The organism is Sphingobium sp. B10D7B (assembly GCF_025961955.1).
Lineage (GTDB): Bacteria > Pseudomonadota > Alphaproteobacteria > Sphingomonadales > Sphingomonadaceae > Sphingobium.
The window spans coordinates 742,945-767,966 of record NZ_JAOQOQ010000001.1 but is presented as its reverse complement, the minus strand read 5'-3'; the positions used below and the strand labels follow the sequence as shown (position 1 = coordinate 767,966).

The following is a 25,022-nucleotide window of genomic DNA, read 5'->3' as shown; positions in this document are numbered from 1 at the left end:
CTATTCGTTCACGCTAGGCGCGCACGCTGGCGGGCCGCAATTCAAATGCGCGTTGATGCCGCGCGAGGAAAAACTGGCTTCCGTCGAGGACAAATAGCGCAGGCTGGGCTGCGCCTCGCTCGCCTCAATCCAGCCCTCCCCGCACCGCCTGCACCGTTTGCGCCGCAGCGTGCGCGAACATCATCGCATCATTGCTCACCATCACCAGCGAGAAGCCCATCGCCAGATATGGCGCGGCTTCCTGCGCGGTGCCGACGGCCACGCCAGACAGCAGGCCCGCCTGCTTGGTCGCGGCGAGCATGGCGGCGGTGAGCGCCTCAACATCGGGATGCGCGGCCGATTTGCCGCTGGAGAGAAACAGGTCGCCATGGCCGATGAAAATGCCGCCCACATGCTCGACCGCCGCAAATTCCGCGGTCCGCTCCAGACTGGCCCAGTCCTCAAGCTGGATCATGCGCAGGCATTGCCCGTCGCCCCGCGCGACATAGTCCGGGATCGGCGCCAGTCCCCAGCGACCAGCGCGCGAGGTGAGGCCGAGGCCCCGCTCGCCAGCCGGACTGAACACCATCTTGCGGCACACCGCGAGGGCATCGGCAGGAACGGTGATGCGCGGCACCAGCAGACCGTCGGCACCAGCATCGAGCAGCGGCTGGATCGTCGATGCGCTGTGATCGGGCAGCCGCACCAGCGCGGCCATGCCCATCGCCTGCGCGGCTGCGATTAGCGTGTAGGCGCGCTCCAGAGTGTGCGGGGCATGCTCCATGTCGATCACCACGACATCGAAGCCGGCATGGCCGATCAGCTCCAGCGTCGCCAACGACGGCAGCTTGACCCATGTTCCCAACAGGCCCCGGCCCTGCGCGGCCCGCTGCAGCGCATAGTCTACGAAATTGTCCACTAACCGCCCTGTTCGATCCGCTGCACCGGTGCGCAAAAAGCCACTGTGCGCAGGCCGGCGGCGCCCGCTTGTCTCGAACGGCTCGGAGTCTTTGCAGAGCTGCAACGCCCGCTCGGATCGCAGACATGAAAAAAGCCCCGCATCGCTGCGGGGCTTCTCTCAATCTCGCTTTGAAGGCGATCAGTCGTCGTCGCGCTTCAGGAACGCAGGGGCGAACTCGGGCGCCGGACCGTCATCATCGCTGCGCTCGCGGCGGGGGCCGCGTTCGCCGCGCTCGCCGCCACGGTCACCACCGCGATCCCGACGGGGACCACGGTCGCCACGGCCACCGCCGTCACGACGCGGACCACGGTCGCCGCGATCACCCCGGTCGCCACGGTCACCGCGCGGTTCGCGAGCAGGACGGGTGTCCTCCAGCTCCTCGCCGGTTTCCTGATCAACGACGCGCATGGAGAGGCGCACCTTGCCACGCGGATCGATCTCGAGGACCTTGACCTTGACTTCCTGGCCTTCCTTGAGGACGTCCGCCACCTTCTCGACCCGCTCGTTGCGGATTTCCGAGACGTGGACGAGGCCATCCTTGCCGCCCATGAAGTTCACGAACGCGCCGAAGTCGACCAGATTGACGACCTTGCCGTTATAGACCTTGCCGACTTCCGCTTCCTCGACGATGCCCAGGATCCAGGCCTTGGCCGCCTCGATCTGGTTCACATCGGACGAGCTGATCTTGATCAGGCCCTCATCGTCAATGTCGACCTTGGCGCCGGTCTCCGCGACGATCTCGCGAATGACCTTGCCGCCGGTACCGATGACTTCACGGATCTTGCTCTTGTCGATCTGCAGCGTCTCAATGCGCGGGGCATGCGCCGAGAGTTCGGTGCGGACTTCGCCCAGCGCCTTGCTCATCTCACCCAGAATGTGGGCACGGCCGTCCTTGGCCTGACGCAGCGCGACCTCGAAGATCTCCTGCGTGATGCCGGCGACCTTGATGTCCATCTGCATCGTGGTGATGCCTTCGGAGGTACCGGCGACCTTGAAGTCCATGTCGCCAAGGTGATCCTCGTCACCCAGAATGTCGCTGAGGACCGCAAAGTCCTTGCCTTCCAGGATCAGGCCCATGGCGATGCCGGAGACCGGACGCTTCAGGGGCACGCCTGCATCCATCATCGAGAGCGAACCGCCGCAGACGGTCGCCATCGAGGAGGAACCGTTGGACTCCGTAATGTCGGAGAGCACGCGGATCGTGTAGGGGAACTCGTCCTTGCTCGGCAGCACCGGGTGCAGCGCGCGCCAGGCGAGCTTGCCATGGCCGACTTCACGACGACCGGGCGCGCCGAAGCGGCCCACTTCACCGACCGAATAGGGCGGGAAGTTATAGTGCAGCATGAAGTTCTCGTAGGAGAGACCGGTCAGACCGTCGATCATCTGCTCGGAATCCTTCGTGCCGAGCGTGGTCGTGCAGATGGCCTGCGTCTCGCCGCGCGTGAACAGCGCCGAGCCGTGCGTGCGGGGCAGGAAGCCCACCATCGCCTCGATCGGGCGGATCTGCGTGGTCGTGCGACCGTCGATACGCTGACCGTCCTTGAGGATGGCGCCGCGCACGATTTCCGCTTCCAGCTTCTTCATGAGCTTGTTGGCGACCATCTGGGTCTGCGCGCCCTCAGCCGCGAACGCTTCCTTCGCCTTGGCGCGGGCTTCGTTCAGGGCACCGGAGCGTGCCGACTTGTCGGTCAGCTTGTAGGCGGCGGCAATGTCCTTGCCGATCAGCTTCTTGAGCTTGGCCTTCATGTCCGCCGTATTGTCGGAGAGGTCGATCTCCCACGGCGACTTGGCGGCTTTCTCGGCCAGCTGGATGATCGCATCGACGACCTTGCGCGAGGCATCATGCGCGAACATGACGGCGCCGAGCATGACGTCTTCGGAGAGCTCCTTGGCTTCCGATTCCACCATCATCACGGCCGTGTCGGTCGCGGCGACGACGAGATCCAGCTCGCCGGTCTTCACCTCATCGAGGCTCGGGTTAAGCTGATACTCGCCATCCTTGTAGCCGACGCGCGCGGCGCCGATCGGGCCCATGAACGGCACGCCGGAAATGGTGAGCGCAGCAGAAGCCGCGATCATCGCCACGATATCGGGCTCGGTCTCGCCATCGAAGGAGAGAACCTGCGCGATCACGTTGATCTCGTTGTAGAACCCTTCCGGGAACAGCGGACGCACCGGGCGATCGATCAGGCGGGAGACCAAGGTCTCCTTTTCCGTCGCGCCGCGCTCGCGCTTGAAGAAGCCGCCCGGAATACGACCGGCAGCCGAGAATTTCTCCTGATAGTGAACGGTGAGCGGGAAGAAATCCTGCCCTTCCTTCACCGACTTGGCGGCGGTGACAGCGCACAGCACAACCGTTTCGCCATAGGTCGCGAGCACCGCGCCGTCTGCCTGACGGGCAATACGGCCCGTTTCGAGCTTGAGGGTCTTTCCGCCCAGCTCGATTTCTACTGTCTTCACATCAAACATTGGTTTTCCTTCCACCCACCGGCCCTATTGCGCGGCGGGGCTGCAGTGCGGGCTAAGCCGGCCCGCGGCGGTTCGGGACTAGTCTTGCGTCCCACAAAGAGGTTGGCCGAAGTGCCATCCCCTCCTCGTCACTCCCGCGAAAGCGGGAGTCCAGTTCTGTCATCTCAGCCTTGGACGGCGCTCCCGCGCCTGTCTCGTGCTGGATCCCCGCCTGCGCAGGGATGACGCAATACGTAAACGGCCCGCCGAAGCGGGCCGAACGATTGGGTCACTTGCGAAGGCCGAGCTTCGCGATGAGAGCGGTATAGCGCCCCGCATCCTTCTTCTTGAGATAGTCGAGCAGCGAACGACGCTTGTTGACCATCATCAGCAGGCCGCGGCGGCTGTGATTATCCTTGTGGTGGCCCTTGAAGTGCTCGGTGAGGTTGGAAATGCGCTCCGTGAGGATCGCAACCTGCACTTCCGGCGAACCGGTATCGCCCTCTTGCTGGGCATTGTCCTTGATCAGTTCCGCCTTGCGTTCAGCCGTAATCGACATCGTCATTCCTTTCCAAAATCAGAGATTGAAGCCCCGCACGACCCGGATTTCCGGGCCCAAAGCCTCCACCAGCGCCACAGGCGTATCGCCCTCGGCTGCCAGCATGAGCCCTTGCTTGCGAGGGTCCCCGGGCAGTGTCCGGCCTTGTCTCAAGGCCATCGCCTGCTGCGAGGTGACGGGGAGAGCCGGGATGTCGTCCAGCCCTGCCGTCAATGGCAGCATATGCTGCGCAATGGCGCGCCCTTTACCAGCATCGCTCAGAATGTCCAGTGAAATAGCCCGATCCAGGGTGAACGGACCGGCCCTCACCCGGCGCAGCATCGTCACATGCCCGACCGTGCCGAGCGCCAGCGCGATGTCCCGCGCCAGGCTGCGGATATAGGTGCCTTTCGAAACATGGGCAGTGAAGGTGACGGCTTCAAGGGTTTCGCCCTCGTCCGCCATTTCTCCTCGTCCGCTCGCATCGAGCGAAGTCGAGATGCCCGCGAGCGACGCAGCGGTGTCTCGACTTCGCTCGACACGAACGGAGGGGGCGGCGTTAACCGAGAGAGCGTGAACAATCACCGCCCGCAGTTTCATCTGCACCTCTTCGCCCGCCCGCGCGCGATCATAAGCGCGCTGGCCGTCCACCTTGATCGCGCTGTAGACGGGCGGAGCCTGCTCGATCGGGCCGGTAAACTGGGCCAGCACCGCTTCCACCTGCGCGAGGGTGGGCCGCACGTCGGAGGTCGCGATTACCGCGCCCTCCAGATCGAGCGTGTCGGTCTGCGCGCCGAAGCAAATCGTGAAGTCGTAGATCTTGTCGCTGTCCAGCATTCGCCCGGCCAGCTTGGTCGCCTCTCCCACCGCCACCGGCAGCACGCCTGTCGCCAGCGGATCGAGCGTACCGCCATGGCCGACCTTCGCCTTGGGCAGGCCGGCCTCGCGCAGCGCGCGCTTGACGGCGCTCACCGCCTGGGTGGAGCCAAGGCCAAGCGGCTTGTCGAGGATCAGCCAGCCATGCAGCGGCGCGGGCCCGGTCTCAGGCATGGTGTCGGGAGCAGTCATCGGCTGCCCATAGCGAGGCATATAGCGCCTGTCAGGCCCCGCTGACCGCAAGGGCCGCCGCGCTGCCTTGATCTGTTCATATTGTAGCCATAGGCTTTCTTCTAGGCGCAAGGGTGGGTTGCGCCCCCGCCCACCACGCCCAGTCCGGTGCCAATGCAGTTGAGGTCCGTTGATTTACAGCATCCGCTCCGGCTTCCAGCGTTTGACCGGCCGGACCCGATTCGGCGAGCGCGCGACGGCATTTCTCCTCGCATTAGCGGTGGAGGGGCTGATCGTGCTGGCGCTTATCGCCTTTGCTCCCTCCCCTTTCGAAGCCCGCGAAGCGCCCGACAAAAATGTCCTGACATTCGACGTTGCGATCCCGCCCGACCCTGCGCCCGAACCTGAACGGACCGAGCCGGAGCAGGCTGAACCTGAGCCGGTTCCCGAGGAGGCCAAGCCCGAACCGGAGCAACAACCCGAGCCGGTCCCCGAGCCACCGCAGCCGCCCAAGCAGCCCGAGCCAAAGCCGATCGTCACACCGCCTGCGCCGCGCAAGCCAGCCTTCATCGAGATGAAGCCGGACCAGATGGCGGCTGTCGATCTTCGCGCGATCCGCCCGGCCGCCCCCGCCCCGCCGGCCCCCGCCCGCCCGGCAACGCCCATGGGACCACCGAACACCGGACAACCAGCCGATACACCGCTGGTCGACGGCACTGGCCCCAATGGCGAACCGCTCTACGCGGCAAGCTGGTATCGCGAGCCCTATCCCGAGGAATTGCGTGGCTATCTCTCGACCGCGCGTAGCCAGGGCTGGGGCATGATTGCCTGCCGCACGGTTGCCGACTATCGGGTGGCCGATTGCGTGCCGGTGGCAGAATATCCCAACGGATCGGACATCAACCGCGCGATTCTGGCCGCCGCATGGCAGTTCCGCGTGCGCCCGCCCCGTGTCGGTGGCAAGGTACTGGTCGGCCAATGGGTGCGCATCCGAATCTCATACGAGCAGCGTCCTGCCGGCGCCGCAGGCAGGCCGTGATCGACCGGAAATGACTCTGTCAAAAAATCTTGCGGACGCCACCAGCGCCTTGTCTTGCAGCGCGTGAAGCCTCTACAAGGCGCCATTCCTTCCACAATCCAATATAGGCGAGTGATCCATGACCGGCACCCAGCAGACTGCTTCCCAGATCTCCGATGACATTGCCCGCGTTTTTGCCCTGCAAAAGGCGAACCAGTGGAATGTCAAAGCCACCACCGCTGCCGAGCGTCGCCTCAAGCTGACCAAGCTCAAGGATGCCGTCGCGTCCCACGCCGACGAGATCGTCGCGGCGGTGCTGGAAGATACCCGCAAGCCCGAGCCGGAAATCCGCGTGACGGAAGTGTTGAACATCCTCGGCAACATCCAGCTCATTCTCGACAATCTCGATGACTGGATGAAGCCGACCGAAGTCACGCCTTCCAAGGTGGAGACCGACCGCGCCCAGATCATCTATGAAGCGCGCGGCGTCTGCCTGATCCTCGGCCCGTGGAACTTCCCGCTCGGCCTCGTCTTCGGCCCGCTTGCCGCTGCCGTCGCGGCCGGCAATTGCTGCATCCTCAAGCTCACTGATCTCTGCCCCGCCACCGAGAAGGTTGCTGCGAAGATCGTGAAGTCGGTCTTCGAGGAGAATGAGGTTGCCGTGTTCGAGGGCGATGTCAGCGTCGCCACCGCACTGCTCGACCTGCCGTTCAATCACATCTTCTTCACCGGCAGCACGCGGGTCGGCAAGATCGTGATGACCGCCGCCGCCAAGCATCTCGCCAGCGTCACGCTGGAGCTGGGCGGCAAGTCGCCAGTCATCATCGATGAGGGCGCGGACGTCGAGAAGATCGCGGCCGATCTCGCCGGCGCCAAGCAGTTCAATGGCGGCCAAGCCTGCATCTGCCCGGACTATGTGTTCGTGAAGGAAGACCAGAAGGCAAAGCTGGTCGAGGGCTTCAAGGCGAACGTCGAGAAGAATCTCTATGAGAACGGCCAGATCAAGAAGGAAGGCATCGCCCAGGTCGTCAATCAGGCCAACTTCAATCGCGTGAAGGGCCTCTTCGACGATGCCGTGGCGCAGGGCGCCACCGTTGCCGCGGGCGGCGTGCTGGAGGCGGAAGACCGCACCATCCACCCGACCATGCTGACCGACGTCAATCCGCAGATGAAAATCCTGCAGGAAGAGATTTTCGCGCCCATCCTGCCGGTGATGACTTACGACAATCTCGATCAGGCGATCAGCTACATTGAGGAGCGCGACAAGCCGCTCGCGCTGTATGTCTACAGCAATGACGAAGCCAATGTGCAAAAGATCCTCAACCGCACCTCGTCAGGCGGCGTGACCGTGAACGGCGTCTTCTCGCATTATCTGGAGAACCGCCTGCCCTTCGGCGGCGTCAATGGCAGCGGCATGGGCAGCTATCATGGCTATTTCGGCTTCAAGGCCTTCAGCCACGAACGCGCGGTGTACATTCACCAGACGGCCGCCTGAAAACGCGACCTGAACATTGGCGCGGAGCGGAGGGGCAGCCCCTCTCCGCTCCCGCATCCCGCGCCGGTGAACGAGCGGGCTTACTTCTTCTTCGGGGGCGGCCCGCTCTCGACAAGCGATTTGAGCGGGTAGCGCGTGCCAGCCACGACAATCGCGCCGAACCGGTCGAGCCGATCCAGGCCCTTGGTCTCGAAGCCGATAGATTGAGCAAAGGGCAGGTCCGGTGCGCCGGTCATCAACGTCGCCAGATACCATTGCCCGCCACTGGCCTGCACATAAATCTGATCGTCACTGACCGCCTGCCAATCGCGAATGCCGCGCTGGTCGACAAAGGGGATCGACGCTTCCTTGCCGGCGCCGCCCTGCGCGGCCGGCTGGGCAATGACGGGCGCACCAGCCAGCAGCAGCGCGCTTGCCAGCATCGCTTTTCTGAAATGGGTCATGGCGTGCATCCTTCCGATAATGATGTGAGTCCGGATCATGGCGTTACGATAGCATGACGCGCGTGAAGCGGCGATGAACCGTTCGGCGCTGCGTAATATCGCTTCATCGCAACTCTAGAATCGCCGCATGGCGTCGCTGAAATGCCGCCGGCACAGCGCCACATAACGATCATTGCCGCCGATCTCCGTCTGCGCGCCTTCCCGGACCGCCTCGCCGCGCTCGTCCACCCGCAGGTTCATCGTTGCCTTTCGTCCGCAATGGCAAACCGCCTTGAGCTCGACCAGCGTATCGGCAATGCCGAGCAGCACCGCCGAGCCCGGGAAAAGCTTGCCCTGAAAATCGGTCCGTAGCCCGTAGCACAGGACGGGAATACCGAGCTCGTCGGCCACGCGGGCGAGCTGCCAGACCTGCTCCGGCGAGAGGAACTGCGCCTCATCGACCAGCACGCAGGCAATCGGCCCTTCAAGATGCGCCGCCTGGATGCGCCCGTGCAGATCGGTCATGGCATCGAAGCTGTGGGCGGCAGCGCGCAGCCCAAGCCGGCTGCCGATGCTGTCCACTGTTTCATTATCACCCTCCCGCGCTGTCCCCTGCGCCGTCCACAGCATCGTCGCCATGCCCCGCTCGCGATAATTGAAGTCCGCCTGCAGCAGATTGGTGGACTTCCCCGCATTCATCGAGGCGTAGTAGAAATAGAGCTTGGCCATGCCGCAGCTTTGCCTGCGCGGCGCCTTTTCGACAAGCGGGGAGACCCCGCGCAGGCCCCGCCCGGCCATGACCGGCCCTTTCGCTTTCTATTCCAACGCCATCGTGCTACACCATGCGGGCTTAACGTCGCCTTTGACGGATATCGGACCGCTTCAGCGTCCCCCTTTGTCCCCATCTAGCCTCACGAAGCCGGGACGCGCGAATGCATCGCGCGTGCCCGATTACCATTTGGGAACAAGGATACCCAATATGACCATCGGAACAGTCAAGTTTTTCAATGCCGACAAGGGCTATGGTTTCATCGCGCCGGAAGACGGCGGCAATGACGCCTTCGTGCACATCTCGGCTGTCGAGCGCGCCGGCATGCACACCCTGCAGAAGGATCAGCGCATTTCCTACGAGCTGGAAAATGACAAGCGCGGCAAGGCTTCGGCCGTGAACCTTCAGGCTGTCTGAAGAAAAGGGCTGCCCGACGACCGGGCAGTTTGAAGATACAGGGCCGGGCGGCATCGTCGCCCGGCCTCCTCGCCCGAAGTGGCGAAACGGAGCTGAATTCTACGCATGAAAAAATACAAAGAGCCGGACTTTCAATCACGCATTGCTGCCGCAGCCGATGCCCGCAACGAGGTGATGGCAAAATTGCGCACGCGCGCGCCCGTCGATCCGGAAGTCGCTGCTGCCCGCGCTGCCGCCGCACAGGCACAGGAAGCTGCCCAGCAGGAAAAGCATCGCCTCGCCCGGCTGGCCGCGCAAGAGCGCAAGGCCGCCAAGCAGGCCAAGGCTGAGGAAGCCGCCGCTGCAAAGGCAGCCAAAGAGGCAAAGAAAAAGCCCGAACTCACCGAAGCCGAACGCAAGGCCGCCCGCGACGCGCGCTACCTCGCGCGCAAGAACCGATAAGATGTGGGCCTGCGCGGTTCCGCTCCGCGCAGACTTCACTCACCCCCCTTTCCGCCGGGAGCCGATAATGAGCCGCGAGACGATCAAACCCTTCCTCATCACCAAGGACGATGGCGGCAATTTCCGCCTGACGGTGCGCGAGACGCGCTATAATTCGCAGGGCTATCCGCTGGTCACCTCCACGCTGCAGGACGAGACCTTCACGACGGCCACGCAAGCCCGCGCCTTCGCGCGTGACACGTTCAAGGCCGAGCCGGGGCAATACGCCACCAAGTGAGGGCGTGGAGCAGTCCGCCCCTCTCGGGCAGACTGCACCCCCGATCATCAGCCCGGCCAGGCAAGCCCTATCGCGTGATCCCGGATGCCCACGGGCCAATCGGCCGCGAGTGCCGTGAAACGCGGTAGATCGTCTGCATAGAGCGCGCGAATGGCCTCCTCGAATCCCGGCTTGTCGCCGGCGATGGCCGAGAGGAAGCGATAGGCCGCATCCCGCCCTGCTTCGGCCGGGGGCTGCGCTTTCATCGCCTGATCGACCAGCCGCCGCAGCACCGCCGATGCGCCTGTGCGCTGCTGGGCCAGCCAATCCCAATGGCGCGGCAGCAGCGTCACTTCGCGCGCCGTAACGCCGAGCTTTGGCCGACCGCGGCCCCGCGCCTCTGTGGCGGCAGGGGCAGCAGCGAGCGCTGTGTCGCTGATGTCGACATCCACTTGAGCCCCGGTTTCATCGTCGAAGATCAACAGGTCAGAGGCGCGCGGCATCGGCGCCAGCGTTCGGATCGTCTCAGCGATATGATCGCGGGGGCCGCTTGCGATCCAGAGGTCGCCGGCAAAGGCGGTATAGGTTTTCATCGGCTGTACTCCTGTTCGGAGTCGCCTTTATACCCGGATATTAATCGAGTCAATTAAACCCGGATATTATTCTTCATCCTCGTCCAAATCCTGCGCCACCTTGGGCGAGCGGAGGATCGCGTCGATGTGGCTGCCTTCCTCGAAGCTCTCATCGCTGAGAAATTTGAGCTTGGCGGCGAACTTCATCTTCACGCGCTTGGCGACCTCGCGCTGCAGATAGGCGGTGTTGGTGCGAAGTGCCTTGAGCACCACCTCTTCATCCCGCCCCAGCAACGGCTTCACGAACACCGTGGCATGGCGCAGATCGGGCGACATGCGCACTTCCGTTACCGTCACGACGTGACTGGCGAGCACATCGTCATGCACATCGCCGCGCTGGAGCACGTCCGCCAGCACATGGCGCACCTGCTCCCCCACCCGCAGCAACCGGACGGAAGGTTCCCCCGAACCGCTCATGACTTACCTCCTTCGCGGCGCGCCGGACGTCAGAGCGTCCGTGCGCGTTCCTCGACTTCGAAGAGCTCGAGTGTATCGCCGACCTTGATGTCGTTGGTGTTCTCGAGCACCGCACCGCACTCCATACCGGCCCGCACTTCGGACACGTCGTCCTTGAAGCGCCGCAGCGAGGCGATGGTGGTGGCGGAGACGATGACATTGTCGCGCGTGAGGCGTGCGTTGACGCCCTTGCGGATGACACCATCCTGCACCAGCAAACCGGCCGCCTTGTCCTTCTTGCCGGCCGGGAAGACCTGCAGGACCTGTGCGGCACCGATGACCGTCTCGATGCGCTCTGGCGCAAGCTGGCCGGCCATTTCGCGCTTCACTTCCTCGATGAGGTCGTAAATCACGTCATAATAACGCAGCGAGACCTTGTCGCGCTCGGCAAGCTGACGCGCCTTGGCATTGGGACGCACGTTGAAGCCGATCAGCGGCGCACGGCTGGCGGCGGCCAGCGTCACGTCGCTCTCGGTGATCGCGCCCACACCGGAGTGGAGCACGCGCACCTTGATCTCATCCGTGGAGGCGCGGGTGAGCGATCCAATGATCGCTTCCACCGTGCCCTGCACGTCGCCCTTGATGACGACCGGATATTCGATGACCTGCGTGTTGAGCGCCGAGAACATATGCTCGAAGCTCGTCGGGGCCGCCGTGGTGCGCTTGCGCGTCGCCAGCTCCTGACGATAGGCCGCGACCTCGCGGGCCCGCGCCTCGCTCTCGACCACGCTGAGCTGGTCGCCCGCCATCGGCACGCCGGCAAGGCCAAGCACCTCGACCGGAACCGAAGGCCCAGCTTCCTTCACCTGGTGACCCTTGTCGTTGACCATGGCGCGGACTTTGCCCGAATGCTCGCCGACGACGAAGATATCGCCGACCTTGAGCGTGCCACGACCCACGAGGATCGTCGCGACCGGACCACGGCCCTTGTCGAGCTGCGCTTCCACGACCGTGCCTTCAGCGGCGCGCTCGGGATTGGCCTTCAGCTCCAGCAGTTCGGCCTGCAGCAGGATCTTGTCGATCAGGTCATCGAGGCCGGTGCGCTTAAGCGCGGAGACTTCCACGTCCTGCGTGTCGCCGCCCATATCCTCGACGATGACTTCATGCTCGAGCAGACGCTCGCGCACGCGCTGCGGATTGGCATCCGGCTTGTCGACCTTGTTGATCGCCACGATCATCGGCACGCCGGCAGCCTTGGTGTGGTTGATCGCCTCGATTGTCTGCGGCATCAGCCCGTCATCCGCCGCGACCACGAGGATCACGATGTCAGTGACGTTGGCACCGCGTGCACGCATCTCGGTGAACGCTTCGTGACCCGGCGTATCGAGGAAGGTGATGATCTCACCCCCCTTGGTCTTCACCTGATAGGCGCCGATATGCTGGGTGATGCCGCCCGCTTCGCCCGCCACCACATCGGTGCCGCGCAGGGCATCGAGCAGCGAGGTCTTGCCGTGATCGACATGGCCCATGATCGTGACGACCGGAGGACGCGTGACCAGCGATTCCGCAGCATCCACGTCGCTCGCGGTATCGATCTCGATATCGGAATCGGATACGCGCTGGATGCGGTGGCCGAATTCCTCGACCAGCAGCTCAGCCGTATCCTGGTCGATCGTCTGATTGACGGTGACCGCCATGCCCAGCTTGAAGAGCGACTTGACGAGGTCCGCGCCCTTCTCGGCCATACGGTTGGCGAGTTCCTGAACGGTGATCGCCTCCGGCACGATGACATCGCGGGACTGCTTCTCGCGCGGCTGTGACGAGCCGGAGAAGTGCGAACGACGCTCCTTCTCGCGGGCACGGCGCAGCGCGGCGAGGCTGCGCGCGCGGGCGCTGTCATCATCGGCGAGCGCACGGTTGACGGTGAGCTTGCCGGCCTGACGACGATCGTCGCCACCCTTCTTGCGCTCGACCTTGGCTGGTTCCGGACGCTTGATGACCGGGGCGGCCACAGGCGTGAAACGACGGGGCGCGGGACGCTCGGGCGTCGCGCCAGTCGCGGCCTTGGGAGCCTCTTCGGCAGGTGTCGCGGTCTCTGCAGCCACAGGTGCCGCCGGAGCAGCCTCTTGCGCGGGCGCCTGAGCCGCTTTCGCTTCGGCTTCCTGGCGCTGGCGCTCGGCTTCTTCCTCCGCGCGGCGATTGTCCTCAGCGCGGCGCTTCTCTTCCTCGGTCGCGGCAAGGCGGGCGGCCTCTTCACGGCGGCGCGCATCTTCCAGCGCGGCCATGCGGGCTTCCTCGGCCTCACGCAGCAGCTTGGCCTGCAGTTCCTGCCGGCTCATCAGGCTATCCGTCGAGGAGGCGCGCGGGGCCGACGCCGGGGTCGGCGCGGGACGAGCGGCGGGCGGCGGCGGCGGTGCCGGCGGCGCGACGGGCGCGGCCTGCTCGGGCACGGCGCGCGCCGTCTCAGCCTCACCGGGTTTGCCGATGACGCGACGGCGCTTCACCTCAACGACGACCGTATTCTTCCGGCCGTGGCTGAAGCTCTGCTGCACCTGGCCGGCCTCGACCGTCCGCTTGAGACCAAGCGGTTTACGGCCCAGAGTCGGCTTGTCTTCCCTATTGTCACTCATCGACGCAATCTAACCCTTCATCTTCCATCCGGCGCACCCCCGCAGAGGTGACCCGAGTCGTTCGTCCTCACGCCAGAGGCGCGGGATCATCGTCCATATGCCTGACGACTGCCGAACCGGAGCTCGGCGCCGCGTTAGCGCATCCCAGATAGTTTTGCCAGCGACCGAGCAGACCGGAGAGGCGGCCTGCCGCAGCAGCGTTTGTCACCGCGATATGGACGACATTGTTTCTGCCCAATGCCATAGATAGGGCGTCGCGGTCCACCGGCAAGCGTGTACCGGCAAATTCCTCGCCTTCCCGCTCCTCGCCGACCCGCCAGGCCTGATCCAGCTTGCGCACCCCGTCATCGCCGGCATCCGCCGCGTGCAGCAGCATGCGGACCTGTCCACGCCGGGCCGCGACATCGATCTTGTCGAAACCGGTGGCGAGATTGGAAGCCTTGGCCTCCAGCCCCAGCCGCGCCATGAAATCATCGCGCAACGCAACCGCGATCCGCTCGGCCAGATCGTCGGGCACGGTAAGCGGCTCACCCTTGAACGCCCGCGCCAATGCGCCGCGCAGCCGGCCCTTGACCATAGCCTCCTCAAGCGTCGCGCGATCGACACCCAGCCAGGCGCCGCGCCCCGGCGCCCGCGCGCGGACGTCCGGCAACACGTCGCCATCGGGCGAAATGGCCAGACGGATCAGCGCCGCCGGGCCGGCGTGGGTGCTGGAGAGAATGCAGCGACGCTCAGACATGGGCACCTCCTGTGAGTTGCCCGTCTAAGACCATCGCCTCCAAACTTCCGTTCGTGTCGAGCCCTTCGACTGCCCGCAGGCGGGCGCTCAGGATAAACTTCAGCCGAAAGGCTGAAGTCGAGACACGCGAGCGCAGTCCTATCGTGTCTCGACTTCGCTCGACACGAACGGGATGGATGAGCATTTTCTCGTTTAGCTTAGCCCAGCCCCCCGCTTCCGCAGGAGCAGCCGGGCGCGCAGCGATGATTGGAAGCCTCAGCCTCTCATTGGGAGGAATTCGCAGCATCGGCGACCTCCCTTTGCGCGGCTTCCCGCTCGGAAACGAGGATGCCCGCAGCGCCCCAGTTGTCCGCCGACACCTCATCGATGACGACGAACACCTGCTCGGGCCGCTTGCCGAGGCGATCGACCAGCGAACGCGTAACATCGGCGACCAGAGCCGCCTTCTGTTCGCGCGTCACGCCTTCGATCACCTCGATCTTCACGTAGGGCATCAGGCGTTGCCTTCCACTTCATCCTCAGCGGCGCCCTCTGCAGCCGGCTCGTCTTCGAACCAGTGCGCGCGGGCCGCCATGATGATCTCGTTGCCCTGCTCTTCGCTCAGGCCATATTCGGCGAGAATGCCGCCCTTGTCCTCGGAGACTTCGCGGCGACGACGCGGGTCGTTGCGCTTCTTGGCCACCAGCTCGTCGGTGGCGAGATCGGCGAGATCGTCCAGCGTCTTGATGCCTGCCTTGCCCAGCGTAACCAGCATGGCCTCGGTGAGGTGCGGCATCTCGGCCAGCGCATCATCGACGCCAAGACCACGGCGCTCTTCGCGCGCAGCGGCCTCGCGGCGGTCCAGCGCTTCCTGCGCGCGGCTTTGCAGCTCCTGCGCCAGCTCGTCGTCAAAGCCCTCGATGGAAGCCAGCTCGTCGATGCCGACATAAGCAACTTCCTCCAGCTCGGTGAAGCCTTCGGCAACCAGCAGCTGCGAGAGCGTCTCGTCCACGTCCAGCTCGTTCTGGAACATTTCGGAGCGCTGCACGAACTCGCGCTGACGCTTCTCGCTCGCGTCCGCCTCGGTCATGATGTCGATGGCCTTGCCGGTGAGCTGGCTGGCAAGACGGACGTTCTGGCCGCGACGACCGATGGCGAGGCTGAGCTGATCGTCAGGCACGACAACCTCGATGCGCTCTTCCTCCTCATCGATCACCACGCGGGCGACCTGGGCGGGCTGGAGGGCGTTGACGACGAAAGTCGCCGTGTCCTCGCTCCAAGGAATGATGTCGATCTTCTCGCCCTGCATTTCCTGCACGACGGCCTGCACGCGGCTGCCCTTCATGCCGACGCAGGCGCCGACCGGATCGATGCTGCTATCGCGACTGATCACGCCGATCTTGGCGCGCGAACCCGGATCGCGGGCGGCGGCCATGATGGTGATGATGCCATCGTAGATTTCCGGCACTTCCTGCGCGAACAGCTTCTTCATGAAGTCGGGGTGCGCGCGGCTGAGGAAGATCTGCGGGCCACGGTTCTCGCGACGCACATTGAGGATCAGCGCACGGACGCGATCGCCGACGCGCACGACTTCGCGCGGGATCTGCTGGTCGCGGCGGATCACACCCTCGGCACGGCCAAGGTTCACGACCACATGGCCGAACTCGACCGACTTGACGACGCCGGTGATGATCTCACCCACGCGATCCTTGAATTCCTCGAACTGGCGCTCGCGCTCGGCATCGCGCACCTTCTGGAAGATCACCTGCTTGGCGCTCTGTGCGTCGATGCGACCGAGGTCGACGGGCGGCAGCGGATCGACGATGAAATCGCCGATCACGGCATCCTTCTGGAGCTTCTGCGCAGCCTTGAGGTCGACCTGCTTAAAATAGTCCTCGACCACCTCGACCACTTCGACGACGCGCCACAGGCGCAGGTCGCCGGTCTCGGGATCGAGCTTGGCGCGAATGTCGTTCTCGGCACCGTAGCGCGCCCGGGCGGACCGCTGGATCGCGTCTTCCATCGCCTCGATGACGATGGCCTTGTCGATCATCTTCTCGCTTGCCACCGAATTGGCAATGGCAATCAGCTCGGCCTTGTTGGCGGAAATGGCGTTGGCCATGAGAGTCAGTCTTCCTGTTCCTGGGTGACGATTTCGTCCGCGCCCTCGGTGGAGAGCGGGACAGTAGCAGAAATCAGCGCATCGGTCAGCATCAGCTTGGCGCTGTCGATATTGGCAAAGTCCACGACGATGCGGCCAGCCTTGGGATCATCGACCAGCACCTGCTCGCCCTCGATGCCCGCAAGAATGCCGCGCACCTGCTTGCGGCCATCCTCCATGGGCGTCACGAAATGAACGCGTGCCTCATGCCCGGCCCAGTCGCTGTAGTCCTTGAGGCGGGTGAGCGGCCGGTCGATGCCCGGCGAGCTGACCTCCAGACGATAGGCGTCCTCGATGAGCACGTCGCCCGCTTCTTCCAGCGCATCGAACTTGTCCGAGATGCGGCGCGAGAGGCTGGCGCAATCATCGATGTTGAGCTGGCGCGTATCGGGCCGCTCGGCCATGATCTGCAGCGTCCGATCATCGCCCTGGCCGAAGAGCAGCACGCGCACGAGATCGAGCCCCAGAGCCTTCGCCTCCGACGCCACAACCGTCTCGATCCGCGCAATATCGCTCATTCGCACTCCCTATGCCTGCGCCTCGTCCGGACATGGACACGCGACAGGGTTTCGCCGCCGGCCCCTCTCGGCGCCGACCCCAACTTCGCAACGATGTCAGGAAAGCAAGGGCCATATAGGCGGAGTCGCAGTTGAAGGCAAGCTGCATGGCAAACGCCGCGAGCGGGATTGCAGCGAGCCGCACCTTGAAGCTTCAAGGGAAGAGGCAGGCGAACCTCACCGGAACTTGCACCCGGTGGAAAGCGCCTGACTCTGTCGCTGCCTCAGGTGCCGGCCCCGTCCGGGCCGATTGCCCCCGGCAACGCTACTTCGGGCGGCGAAGATGCCGTCCGACGGTATTTGAGGGAACTTTTTGATCGCGCATGACGCCACGAGCCCATTTGCAGAGAAACCCTAAGATTGAAAGGTTTAGACGCGCTCTTCGTAGTCGAACGCCACCCTCGCGCCAGTGAACTGTTCAATTTCGGGTCACATTGGATGGTTAACCGATCATCAACATCTTTGACAGGACTGAAACGGAACAGATATCTCCAAGACCTCAGGTGGGGTGACCTTTGACAGATGCAAAGCGCCAGATGGGCCCGGATTACCGGACTCCCGTCATGGGCGCACGCATTTCCGGGGCAAAACCTGAAAGTTAATATCTGTGGGAGTTATAGATCATGTTTCACAAGTCTTTCAGGAAAGCCGTACTGCTGTCGGCTGCGACCATTGCCGCGACGGCGATGCTGCCGGCGTCCGCCTCGGCAGCCACCTTCTTGCTGACCAGCGGCGGCAATAGCGATGGCTCCATCGGCAACGTGCGCACCTACACCGGGTCGGACGGCACCAAGCTGGAAGTCACGGCTTACAGCCTCAACGACACGACCCTGTCGAAGGCTGCCGTCGGCGCCTACACGCCTGGCCTCGGTGTCCTCAATGGCCCCAACGACGACTCGCACACGGTCGACAATAACGGCTATACGGACATCCTGGTGTTCCAGTTCGACAAGATGGTCACCGTCGATAAGATCGGCCTCGTGAGCTTCGGCGACACCGACATCAATTATGCTATCGGCAGCACCAACGTGGCCTTCAACAGCACGTTCACGATCGCGAACTATTCCACGTTCACGTCGCTGTTCGGCACCTCGATTTACTCGAGCGGCAACGGTCAGGACCAGAACCGTGATATCAATCCGAACAATCTGTCCGGCAACCTGTTCTACGTGGCTGCCGCCTTCAATGACAGGCAGAGCAACGACAGCTTCAAGGTCAACGGTATCACTTACGCCGTCACGCAGACGTCGGCTCCGGTTCCTGAGCCGGCCACCTGGGGCATGATGATCTGCGGTCTGGCCGTGACCGGCTACGCCATGCGTCGCCGCAAGACCAACGCGACCATCAGCTTCGCCTGATCGTTCAGGAAAAGTCGATATGAGAAAGGGGAGCTTCGGCTCCCCTTTTTTGTCAGCATCTCGGGCGTGGGTGAGGCCCGCCACTCAAGCTGCGTTCTGGCGGGCGGCGCGCGCCAAGCTCTTGTTATAGAACGGTCTACCGCCAAGCCGCTCTTGTCGCTATGGTCGGATATCCCACCCTTCGCCGGAGATCCGCCCCATGAATGTCCGTAAGCTCGGCCTGACCTGTGCCGTCAGCCTCGCCATAGTCGCCTGCGGCAGTGCGTCCGCGCCCGATGAGGTCAAGGCGGCAAGCGGCGCACCGTTCCAGACCACGGAAGTCGCGCAGTTCGCCTCGCCATGGGCCATGGAGTTCCTGCCGGACGGGCACATGCTGGTCACGCAGAAGGAAGGCGTGCTGATCCTGCTCGACCCGCAAAGCGGCCGCAAGCAGACGGTGAGCGGCACGCCCAGCGTGAAGAGCGACGATCAGGGGGCGCTCATGGATGTGCGGCTCGCCCCGGATTATGCGACCAGCAAGACGATCTATTTCAGCTTTTCGGAAGCCGCCGAGGGCAAGAAGAGCCGCGTCGCTCTGGCGACCGCAAAGCTGGACCCGACAGCAGCGACAATGAGCGACGTGCGGGTGATCTTCCGGGGCGACGATCGCTCCGACAAGGGTGGCCATTATTCCGGCCGAATCGCCTTCTCGCCGGACAAGACCCGTCTCTTCTTCACCGCTGGCGACCGCCAGTTGATGACGCCGGCGCAGGAGCCGGGCGCGACGCTCGGCAAGGTCCTGCGCCTCAACCTTGATGGCAGCCCGGCAGCCGGCAATCCGCTCGCGGCGAAGGGCTTCCACCCGGCCGTTTGGTCCTATGGCCACCGCAATCTGCTCGGCATTGTCTTCGATGCCGATGGGCGCCTGTGGGAAATGGAAATGGGGCCGCGCCATGGCGATGAGATCAACCTCATCAAGCCCGGCCTCAACTATGGCTGGCCCAATGCCTCCATGGGCAATCATTATGACGGCAAGGCCATCCCGGACCATCAGCCGGGCGACGGCTATGAAGCGCCGAAGGTCTTTTGGGTTCCGGCGATCTCGCCCGGCGGGCTGGACTATTACAATGCCGACCTCTTCCCGCAGTGGAAGAACTCACTGTTCATCACCGGCCTCTCCGGCAAGTCGCTCGACCGCATCGCGCTTGATGGCGAAACCGCGACCAAGGTCGATCACTGGGACATGGGCGCGCGCATCCGCGCGGTACGCGCCGGACCGGACGGCGCGATCTGGCTGCTTGAGGACGGAGAAAATGGCCGCCTCCTCAAGCTGACGCCCGCAGCCTGATCCAGCCGCGCGCCGCTTCGCGCTCGGTCAAGGCGCGCGCGGCCTCGGTCATTGCTCCCGGCCGGCCCACCGCTTATGGGCCGGCGGAACAAAAGACCGACTGGAGAAGAGCGCCTATGTCATTCCGTCCGCACCGCATCGCCCTGGGAGCGGCTTTGGCCCTGGGCGTCGCATCGCCCACGCTCGCCCAGACCACCCCTGCGATACCGCCTGCGGCCCCCACCCCGGCCAAGGTCGACCTCTCCCAATTGCCCTTCACGATCACCGAGGTCGCAACCTTCGATTATCCCTGGTCGATGGCCTTCCTGCCGGACGGCAAACAGCTCGTGACCCAGAAGCGCGGGGCGATGGTCCTTTTCGATCCGCGCACGGGCGACAAGACGGTACTGCTGGGCACGCCGACTGTCGTCAGTGAGGGCCAGGCGGCATTGATGGACGTGGTGCTCGCGCCGGACTTCGCCACCAGTCGCCAGATCTATTTCAGCTTTTCCGAACCCGGCGAAGGCAAGGAAACCGGCACTGCGCTGGCCATCGCCACGCTCGATGAAGCCGGCGGCGCCCTCAAGGACGTCAAGATCATCTTCCGCGCCACGCCCAATATGGTGAGCGGCGCCCATTATTCCGGCCGCATCGCCATCGCGCCGGACAAGCGCAGCCTGTTCTTCACCAATGGCGAGCGCGCCAAGTTCGATCCGGCGCAGGACCCCAAGTCGACGCTCGGCAAGGTGCTGCATCTCAATCTCGACGGGACACCCGCCGCCGGCAATCCGCTGGCGGCCAAGGGCTTCCATCCCGCCATCTGGACCTATGGCCAGCGCAACCTGACCGGCCTCGCCTTCGATGCGAATGAGCGTTTGTGGCAGGTGGAAATGGGCCCGCTGGGCGGCGACGAGCTGAACCTCGTCAAGGCCGGCGCCAATTATGGCTGGCCGATCCGCTCCTACGGCGACCATTATGACAAGCGCCCCATCCCGGACCACAGCGCCGATGACGGGTTCGAGAAGCCCAAGCTCTACTGGAACCCTTCGCTCGCGCCGTCCTCGCTGGCTTATTACAATGCCGACCTGTTCGCGGACTGGAAGAACTCGCTGTTCATCACCGGCCTGTCCGGTCAGGCGCTTGTTCGCATCTCACTTGACGGCGAGACGGCGACCAAGGCCGACCGTTGGCGCATGGGAATGCGGCTGCGCAACGTGCGGGTCGGGCCGGATGGCGCGCTCTGGCTGCTCGAAGACAGCCCCAAGGGCCGGATGCTCAAGCTGACGCCGAAAGGCTGAGCGAGCCGGAGGGCGGTCGCTGGCCTAAGCGTCCGCCCAGCGGCGCAGCAGATTATGATAGACCCCGGTCATGCGGATCACTTCGGCATGACCCTGCCCCAGCGTGGCGGCCAGTTGCTGGATGCTGCTGTCGAGATCGAACAGGATCTGCCGCTCACCGTCGTCGCGGATCATCGATTGCAGCCAGAAGAAGCTCGCCACCCGGCGGCCGCGCGTCACCGGCTCCACCCGATGCAGGGAGGATGACGGGTAGAGCACGGCATGGCCGGCCGGCAGCTTGACCTGCTGCACGCCGAATTGCGTCTCGACTGTCAGTTCACCGCCATCATAAGCCTCGGGCGGCTCGAGGAAGATCGTCATCGACAGGTCCGAACGGACGCGAAAGCCGGTGCCGGCCTGGATCCGCACGGCATTGTCGACATGCACGCCAAAGGACTGCCCACCCGCATAGCTGTTGAACAGGGGCGGAAAGATCTTGAGCGGCAGCGCTGCGGCAATGAACAAAGGATTGCGGCCCAGCGCGTCGCGGATGATCTCGCCGGCCTGTTGGGCCTGCGGCGCCTCCTCTGGCAACTGAAGGTTGTTCTTGGCCAGCGCCGACTGATGGCCCGAGGTGACGTTGCCATCTACCCACGCGGCGGAATCGATGAGATCACGCACCTTGGCGAGCGTCGGCCCGTCGAGCACCTCTGGAATGGGGATCAGCATGAAGCGCCTTATGCGTTGTCTTGGGATTGAATGACGAAGGGGATTTCCACCACGCCTTTCACGAAAACCGGCTGGCCATCACGCAAGGTGGGCCGCCAGCGCCAGCGCTTGACGGCATCGAGCGCGGCCTTGTCGAGCCGAGTGAAACCGCTGCTGCGCGCGATCCTGATATCTTCCACGCAGCCATCGAGGCCCACGGTCAAGGCCAGCAGGACCACGCCCTGCTCCCGCTTGCGGCGGCTCTCAATGGGGTAACGCGGCGCCTTGCCGGCCACCATTTGCGTGCCCAGGTCGCCGCCGTCGGTGACCGAGGGCACTGAGACCGGTGCGGCGGCCGGGCGGGGCGGCGCCGGCGGCCCCGGTGCCATGACCGGGACAACTGGAATATCCGGCCTTGCGGCCACCATCGGCGGATCAATCCGTGGAATGTCGATCTGTGGCCGCGGCACCACCACCTCCGGCGCGGCGGGCGGCGGGGGCGGCGCGTCGACGGGCGGCGGAGGCGGCGGCGAAGAGATCAGATTGACCGTGAAGACCTTGGGCGCCTCACCCACCTTGAAACTGGGCCCGAGGCGGGTGACAAGCGCGAACAACCCAGCATGGATCAGGATGACGAGCAGCACGACCAGCGGATTGAACCGCCGGCCCTGCCCATAGCGCCCCTGACTTGCCGAGTGTGAAATGATCACCGCGGACACCCCTTTTCGCCTGCCGCTATCGACGAGCAGGCCCATTCCGTCAATAATGCGAATCAATATTACCGGACGTGCGCCGGATCATTGATGTGGATCAGGGGCGAACCGCTTTGGGTCGGTTCGCCCCTGCCCCCCACACTCAGTAGCTGTAGGTCAGGCTGAATACGGCGGACCGCCCCACCCCCGGCTGCGCCCAGCTGTTGTTCACATTGGTCCGCACGGTGGTGACATAGTCCTCATCCGTCACGTTCTGCACGTTCACCTGCGCCAGCAGCCTCTCGGTGACCGGATAGGCCAGCATGATCCGATGCAGCGTATAGGCCGGCACATAATAGACCGGCGTCGCCGTCGGGTTCATCGAGTGGCGACCCTGATAGGTCAGGCCATAGCCCACTTCGAGACCGAACGGGAACTTGTAGGTGGTGAACAGGCTGCCCGAATGCTTAGGCGTTGCCGAGAGCGCCGTGCCGGCCGTCGGATCGGGATTGGCCACCGTGTTGCCGCAGCTTACCGGATTGGCCAGACAGAAGTCGGACACGCCCTGGATCAGCTTGCTATCCAGATACATGTAGTTGGCGAAGATCGACCAAGCTTCGGTAATGTTGCCCGTGGCGCTCAGCGACACGCCGTTCACCCGCGAGCGGCCATCGAGCACCTGATCGGGGATCGTGGGATCGCCCGAGGCCACGCGATACTTGTCGCGCTCATTGCGGAACACCGCCGCTGCGAGTTGCAGCTTGGCGTCGAACAGATCGGCCTTCACGCCAATTTCGTAATTCTTCGCCGATTCCGGTTCGACGTTGCAGGTGTTGACAGCGCAGCTGCCATCAACCGAACCCTTGGACGGTGTGCGCGAATTGCCGACCGCCACATAGGCGCTGACGTTTGGCATCGGTTTGAACACCGCGCCGACACGCCAGGAGAAGAGATTGTCCTTCGCCTCGAACGGGCCGGTCACCACGCCGGTGGTCACGTTGCGCGTCCGGGTCGAACCCTCGAAGCGCTCATAGCGCACGCCGCCGTTGATCTCGAACATGTCCGAAAGCTTCATGGTGTCAAACAGATAGGCCGCATAGCTGGTCTGCTCGCCGACATTGTAGCCGGTCTGAATGTAGTTTTGGGGACCGGTATAGATGTTGCTGCCATAGACGCGCGCCAGCGTTCCTGCCGGGGCGGCCGGTCCCGTGAGGACGGCGCCGGGGTTGGCGATGTTGGTGAGCGGATAGTAGCTCGGGGCGGCAAAGGGATTGCTGCCGTCGGCAGCGCGCAGGATGCTGCCGTTGTTCAGCGTATAACGCTCCCACAGCAGCGACCCGCCGAGAACGAGCGTGTGCTCGATGCCGCCCGTCGCGAACTCAGCGCTCAGGTCGAGCTGGTTATAGGCGGTTTCGTTGCGGATGTGGCGCGCCGTGCCGCGGCCCCCAGTCGGCAGATAATAGCCTGCCGGGACGACCAGCGTACTGCTGCCGATCGCGACGGTGCAGGCACTGCCATCCGGCTGCAGACCGTTCGCCAGGCAGAAGGTGCCCGTGGGCTGGCTGGTAACGGTGTACTGGCTGACATTCTCATAGCGGGTGAGATTGCGCACCTTCACCGTGTCGCTCAGTTCGTGCGAGAAAATCGCCTGTACCGAATCCGTGACTGACTGCTGCGTGTCGACATTGGCAAAGCCGTAATAAGCGCTTTGGTTGAAGTCGGGCAGATAGCCGCCCTGAGCCGCATAGTAGCGCAAACCGTATTGCGGCATGCCCTTGTCGTCGAGATGCTCATATTGCAGCGTCAGGCTGGTCGGCCCGTCGATGCCGATGGTGACAGCCGGCGCCACACCCCAGCGCTCGTAGAACTCCACGTCCCGGCCGGGCACGTCGTTCTTGTGGTAGACCGCGTTCAGCCGCACCGCGATCATGTCGCTCACGCGCTTGTTGAGATCGACGGTGCCGCGATAATAATTGTCCGTGCCGACGCCGGCCTGAACCGACATCTTGTCGTCCGCCAGCGGCTTCTTGGTCACTAGATTGATCGACCCGCCAACCGAGCCCGCGCCGCTGAACACCGAGTTCGCGCCATTGGCGACCTCGACCTGCTCGATATTATAGGTCTCGTTGCGGTTCATGATCGCGCCGCTGCGCACACCATCGACCGAGATGTCGTTGTTGGCTGAATAGCCGCGCAGGTTGATGCGGTCGCCATAGCCGAAGCCGCCCTCGCCGGCGCCAAAGGTGATGCCGGGCACGGTGCTCAGCACTTCGCGCAGCGTGAGCAGGTTCTGCTGCTGCAGCGTCTTGGCGCCGATCACCGTCACCGTCTGCGGCGTATCCAGCAGCGGACGCGTATATTTGGGCGACTCCGCCCGCTCGACCTTGATCTCGGACTCATCGATGGCCGTCTCGGTCACGGTCATCCCGCCCAGACGGCGCCCCTGCTCGCCATCCTGCGCGACAGCCGGCGCTGCAAACGCGACGGCGCTGACGCAGCCAAGCGCGAGAAAGGAAGTGAGATTGGCGGATTTACTCATGCGGCGTTCCCCAGTTGGTGTCATCGATCGCTATTGCGAGTCGGTCGCACCAATTAGGATATTGCGAGTGATTTGCAACACATGATTTGCGGTCAGTGTTGAGATTTACAACTTTTGGGTTCTGCAACGTGGATGACCGCGACTTCCCTTGCGTGTGCTGAATCGGCAGTCCTTATGCGCGCTTGGTGCCGCAGTTGGGCCGAGCGGCGACTGGTCTGTGATCAGAAACGACGCGGGAGTTGGCAGCCTTGGGTCTG

General features: G+C 64.0%; 24 protein-coding genes. 8 read left to right on the top strand and 16 right to left on the bottom strand.

All coding sequences use genetic code 11. The features are described from left to right. Positions 1-124 precede the first annotated feature (124 nt). The 4 genes from M2331_RS03535 to truB form a co-directional block, all read right to left on the bottom strand. On the bottom strand, positions 125-898 hold the full coding sequence (locus M2331_RS03535) for an HpcH/HpaI aldolase family protein (protein WP_181559000.1): 774 nt from the start codon (positions 896-898) through the stop codon (positions 125-127). 180 nt (positions 899-1,078) lie between these two features. After that, complete coding sequence (gene pnp / locus M2331_RS03530) at positions 1,079-3,409, bottom strand: polyribonucleotide nucleotidyltransferase (RefSeq protein WP_181558999.1); 2,331 nt, start codon at positions 3,407-3,409, stop codon at positions 1,079-1,081. 268 nt (positions 3,410-3,677) lie between these two features. Further along, positions 3,678-3,947: a 30S ribosomal protein S15 gene (gene rpsO, locus M2331_RS03525; protein WP_181558998.1), complete on the bottom strand. Its 270-nt coding sequence runs from the start codon at positions 3,945-3,947 to the stop codon at positions 3,678-3,680. Between the two features lie 18 nt (positions 3,948-3,965). Further along, complete coding sequence (gene truB, locus M2331_RS03520) at positions 3,966-4,952, bottom strand: tRNA pseudouridine(55) synthase TruB (protein ID WP_181561345.1); 987 nt, start codon at positions 4,950-4,952, stop codon at positions 3,966-3,968. Between the two features lie 211 nt (positions 4,953-5,163). Between truB and M2331_RS03515 the strand changes: the two genes are divergently transcribed. Continuing rightward, positions 5,164-6,012 (top strand): hypothetical protein, encoded by an 849-nt coding sequence (locus tag M2331_RS03515; RefSeq protein ID WP_181558997.1) that lies wholly within the window; start codon positions 5,164-5,166, stop codon positions 6,010-6,012. 118 nt (positions 6,013-6,130) lie between these two features. Then, positions 6,131-7,486 (top strand): aldehyde dehydrogenase family protein, encoded by a 1,356-nt coding sequence (locus M2331_RS03510; protein WP_181558996.1) that lies wholly within the window; start codon positions 6,131-6,133, stop codon positions 7,484-7,486. 80 nt (positions 7,487-7,566) lie between these two features. On the opposite strand, the gene M2331_RS03505 is transcribed toward M2331_RS03510, so the two are convergent. Together M2331_RS03505 and M2331_RS03500 are read right to left on the bottom strand one after the other, a co-directional pair. Further along, entirely contained in the window at positions 7,567-7,929 is a 363-nt protein-coding gene (locus M2331_RS03505; RefSeq protein WP_181558995.1) for a DUF6491 family protein, read from the bottom strand. 114 nt (positions 7,930-8,043) lie between these two features. Then, entirely contained in the window at positions 8,044-8,637 is a 594-nt protein-coding gene (locus M2331_RS03500; protein ID WP_181561344.1) for a thymidine kinase, read from the bottom strand. 250 nt (positions 8,638-8,887) lie between these two features. Here M2331_RS03500 and M2331_RS03495 point away from each other — a divergent pair, with 250 nt between their 5' ends. From M2331_RS03495 to M2331_RS03485, 3 genes are all read left to right on the top strand, one after another. Next, complete coding sequence (locus M2331_RS03495; RefSeq protein WP_181558994.1) at positions 8,888-9,094, top strand: cold-shock protein; 207 nt, start codon at positions 8,888-8,890, stop codon at positions 9,092-9,094. A 105-nt stretch (positions 9,095-9,199) separates the two neighbouring features. After that, positions 9,200-9,535: a DUF6481 family protein gene (locus tag M2331_RS03490; RefSeq protein WP_181558993.1), complete on the top strand. Its 336-nt coding sequence runs from the start codon at positions 9,200-9,202 to the stop codon at positions 9,533-9,535. Positions 9,536-9,602: 67 nt separating this feature from the next. Then, positions 9,603-9,812 (top strand): hypothetical protein, encoded by a 210-nt coding sequence (locus tag M2331_RS03485; RefSeq protein WP_181558992.1) that lies wholly within the window; start codon positions 9,603-9,605, stop codon positions 9,810-9,812. 47 nt (positions 9,813-9,859) lie between these two features. Here the strand turns inward: M2331_RS03485 and M2331_RS03480 are convergent, their stop codons facing one another. From M2331_RS03480 to rimP, 7 genes are all read right to left on the bottom strand, one after another. Then, entirely contained in the window at positions 9,860-10,384 is a 525-nt protein-coding gene (locus tag M2331_RS03480; RefSeq protein ID WP_181558991.1) for a DUF2239 family protein, read from the bottom strand. Between the two features lie 66 nt (positions 10,385-10,450). Then, positions 10,451-10,840, bottom strand: coding sequence for a 30S ribosome-binding factor RbfA (rbfA, locus tag M2331_RS03475; protein WP_181558990.1), 390 nt, complete (start codon positions 10,838-10,840; stop codon positions 10,451-10,453). 29 nt (positions 10,841-10,869) lie between these two features. Then, on the bottom strand, positions 10,870-13,449 hold the full coding sequence (gene infB / locus M2331_RS03470; protein WP_181558989.1) for a translation initiation factor IF-2: 2,580 nt from the start codon (positions 13,447-13,449) through the stop codon (positions 10,870-10,872). Between the two features lie 67 nt (positions 13,450-13,516). Next, on the bottom strand, positions 13,517-14,188 hold the full coding sequence (locus M2331_RS03465; protein WP_181558988.1) for a DUF448 domain-containing protein: 672 nt from the start codon (positions 14,186-14,188) through the stop codon (positions 13,517-13,519). A 263-nt stretch (positions 14,189-14,451) separates the two neighbouring features. After that, the gene (locus M2331_RS03460) at positions 14,452-14,682 is read right to left on the bottom strand and encodes a tautomerase family protein (RefSeq protein WP_181558987.1); all 231 of its coding nucleotides are present in this window, start codon (positions 14,680-14,682) and stop codon (positions 14,452-14,454) included. Further along, a complete protein-coding gene (gene nusA / locus M2331_RS03455) occupies positions 14,682-16,289 on the bottom strand; it encodes a transcription termination factor NusA (RefSeq protein WP_181558986.1) in 1,608 nt (535 codons plus the stop codon). The genes M2331_RS03460 and nusA overlap by 1 nt, the downstream gene beginning before the upstream one ends. Positions 16,290-16,294: 5 nt before the next feature. Continuing rightward, a complete protein-coding gene (rimP, locus tag M2331_RS03450) occupies positions 16,295-16,846 on the bottom strand; it encodes a ribosome maturation protein RimP (RefSeq protein WP_181558985.1) in 552 nt (183 codons plus the stop codon). Positions 16,847-17,508: 662 nt separating this feature from the next. Between rimP and M2331_RS03445 the strand changes: the two genes are divergently transcribed. The 3 genes from M2331_RS03445 (at position 17,509) to M2331_RS03435 (ending at position 20,847) form a co-directional block, all read left to right on the top strand. Beyond that, a complete protein-coding gene (locus tag M2331_RS03445; protein WP_181558984.1) occupies positions 17,509-18,243 on the top strand; it encodes a PEPxxWA-CTERM sorting domain-containing protein in 735 nt (244 codons plus the stop codon). A gap of 199 nt (positions 18,244-18,442) precedes the next feature. Then, positions 18,443-19,570 (top strand): PQQ-dependent sugar dehydrogenase, encoded by a 1,128-nt coding sequence (locus M2331_RS03440; RefSeq protein WP_181558983.1) that lies wholly within the window; start codon positions 18,443-18,445, stop codon positions 19,568-19,570. A gap of 116 nt (positions 19,571-19,686) precedes the next feature. After that, entirely contained in the window at positions 19,687-20,847 is a 1,161-nt protein-coding gene (locus tag M2331_RS03435) for a PQQ-dependent sugar dehydrogenase (protein ID WP_181558982.1), read from the top strand. A 24-nt stretch (positions 20,848-20,871) separates the two neighbouring features. Here M2331_RS03435 and M2331_RS03430 read toward each other — a convergent pair whose 3' ends face one another. The 3 genes from M2331_RS03430 to M2331_RS03420 form a co-directional block, all read right to left on the bottom strand. Next, positions 20,872-21,555, bottom strand: coding sequence for a Fe2+-dependent dioxygenase (locus M2331_RS03430; protein ID WP_181558981.1), 684 nt, complete (start codon positions 21,553-21,555; stop codon positions 20,872-20,874). Positions 21,556-21,563: 8 nt separating this feature from the next. Next, positions 21,564-22,289 carry an energy transducer TonB gene (locus M2331_RS03425; RefSeq protein ID WP_181558980.1) on the bottom strand — a complete coding sequence of 242 codons (726 nt, stop codon included), beginning with the start codon at positions 22,287-22,289 and terminating at the stop codon, positions 21,564-21,566. A 100-nt stretch (positions 22,290-22,389) separates the two neighbouring features. Further along, positions 22,390-24,765: a TonB-dependent receptor gene (locus tag M2331_RS03420; protein WP_181558979.1), complete on the bottom strand. Its 2,376-nt coding sequence runs from the start codon at positions 24,763-24,765 to the stop codon at positions 22,390-22,392. Positions 24,766-25,022 lie beyond the last annotated feature (257 nt).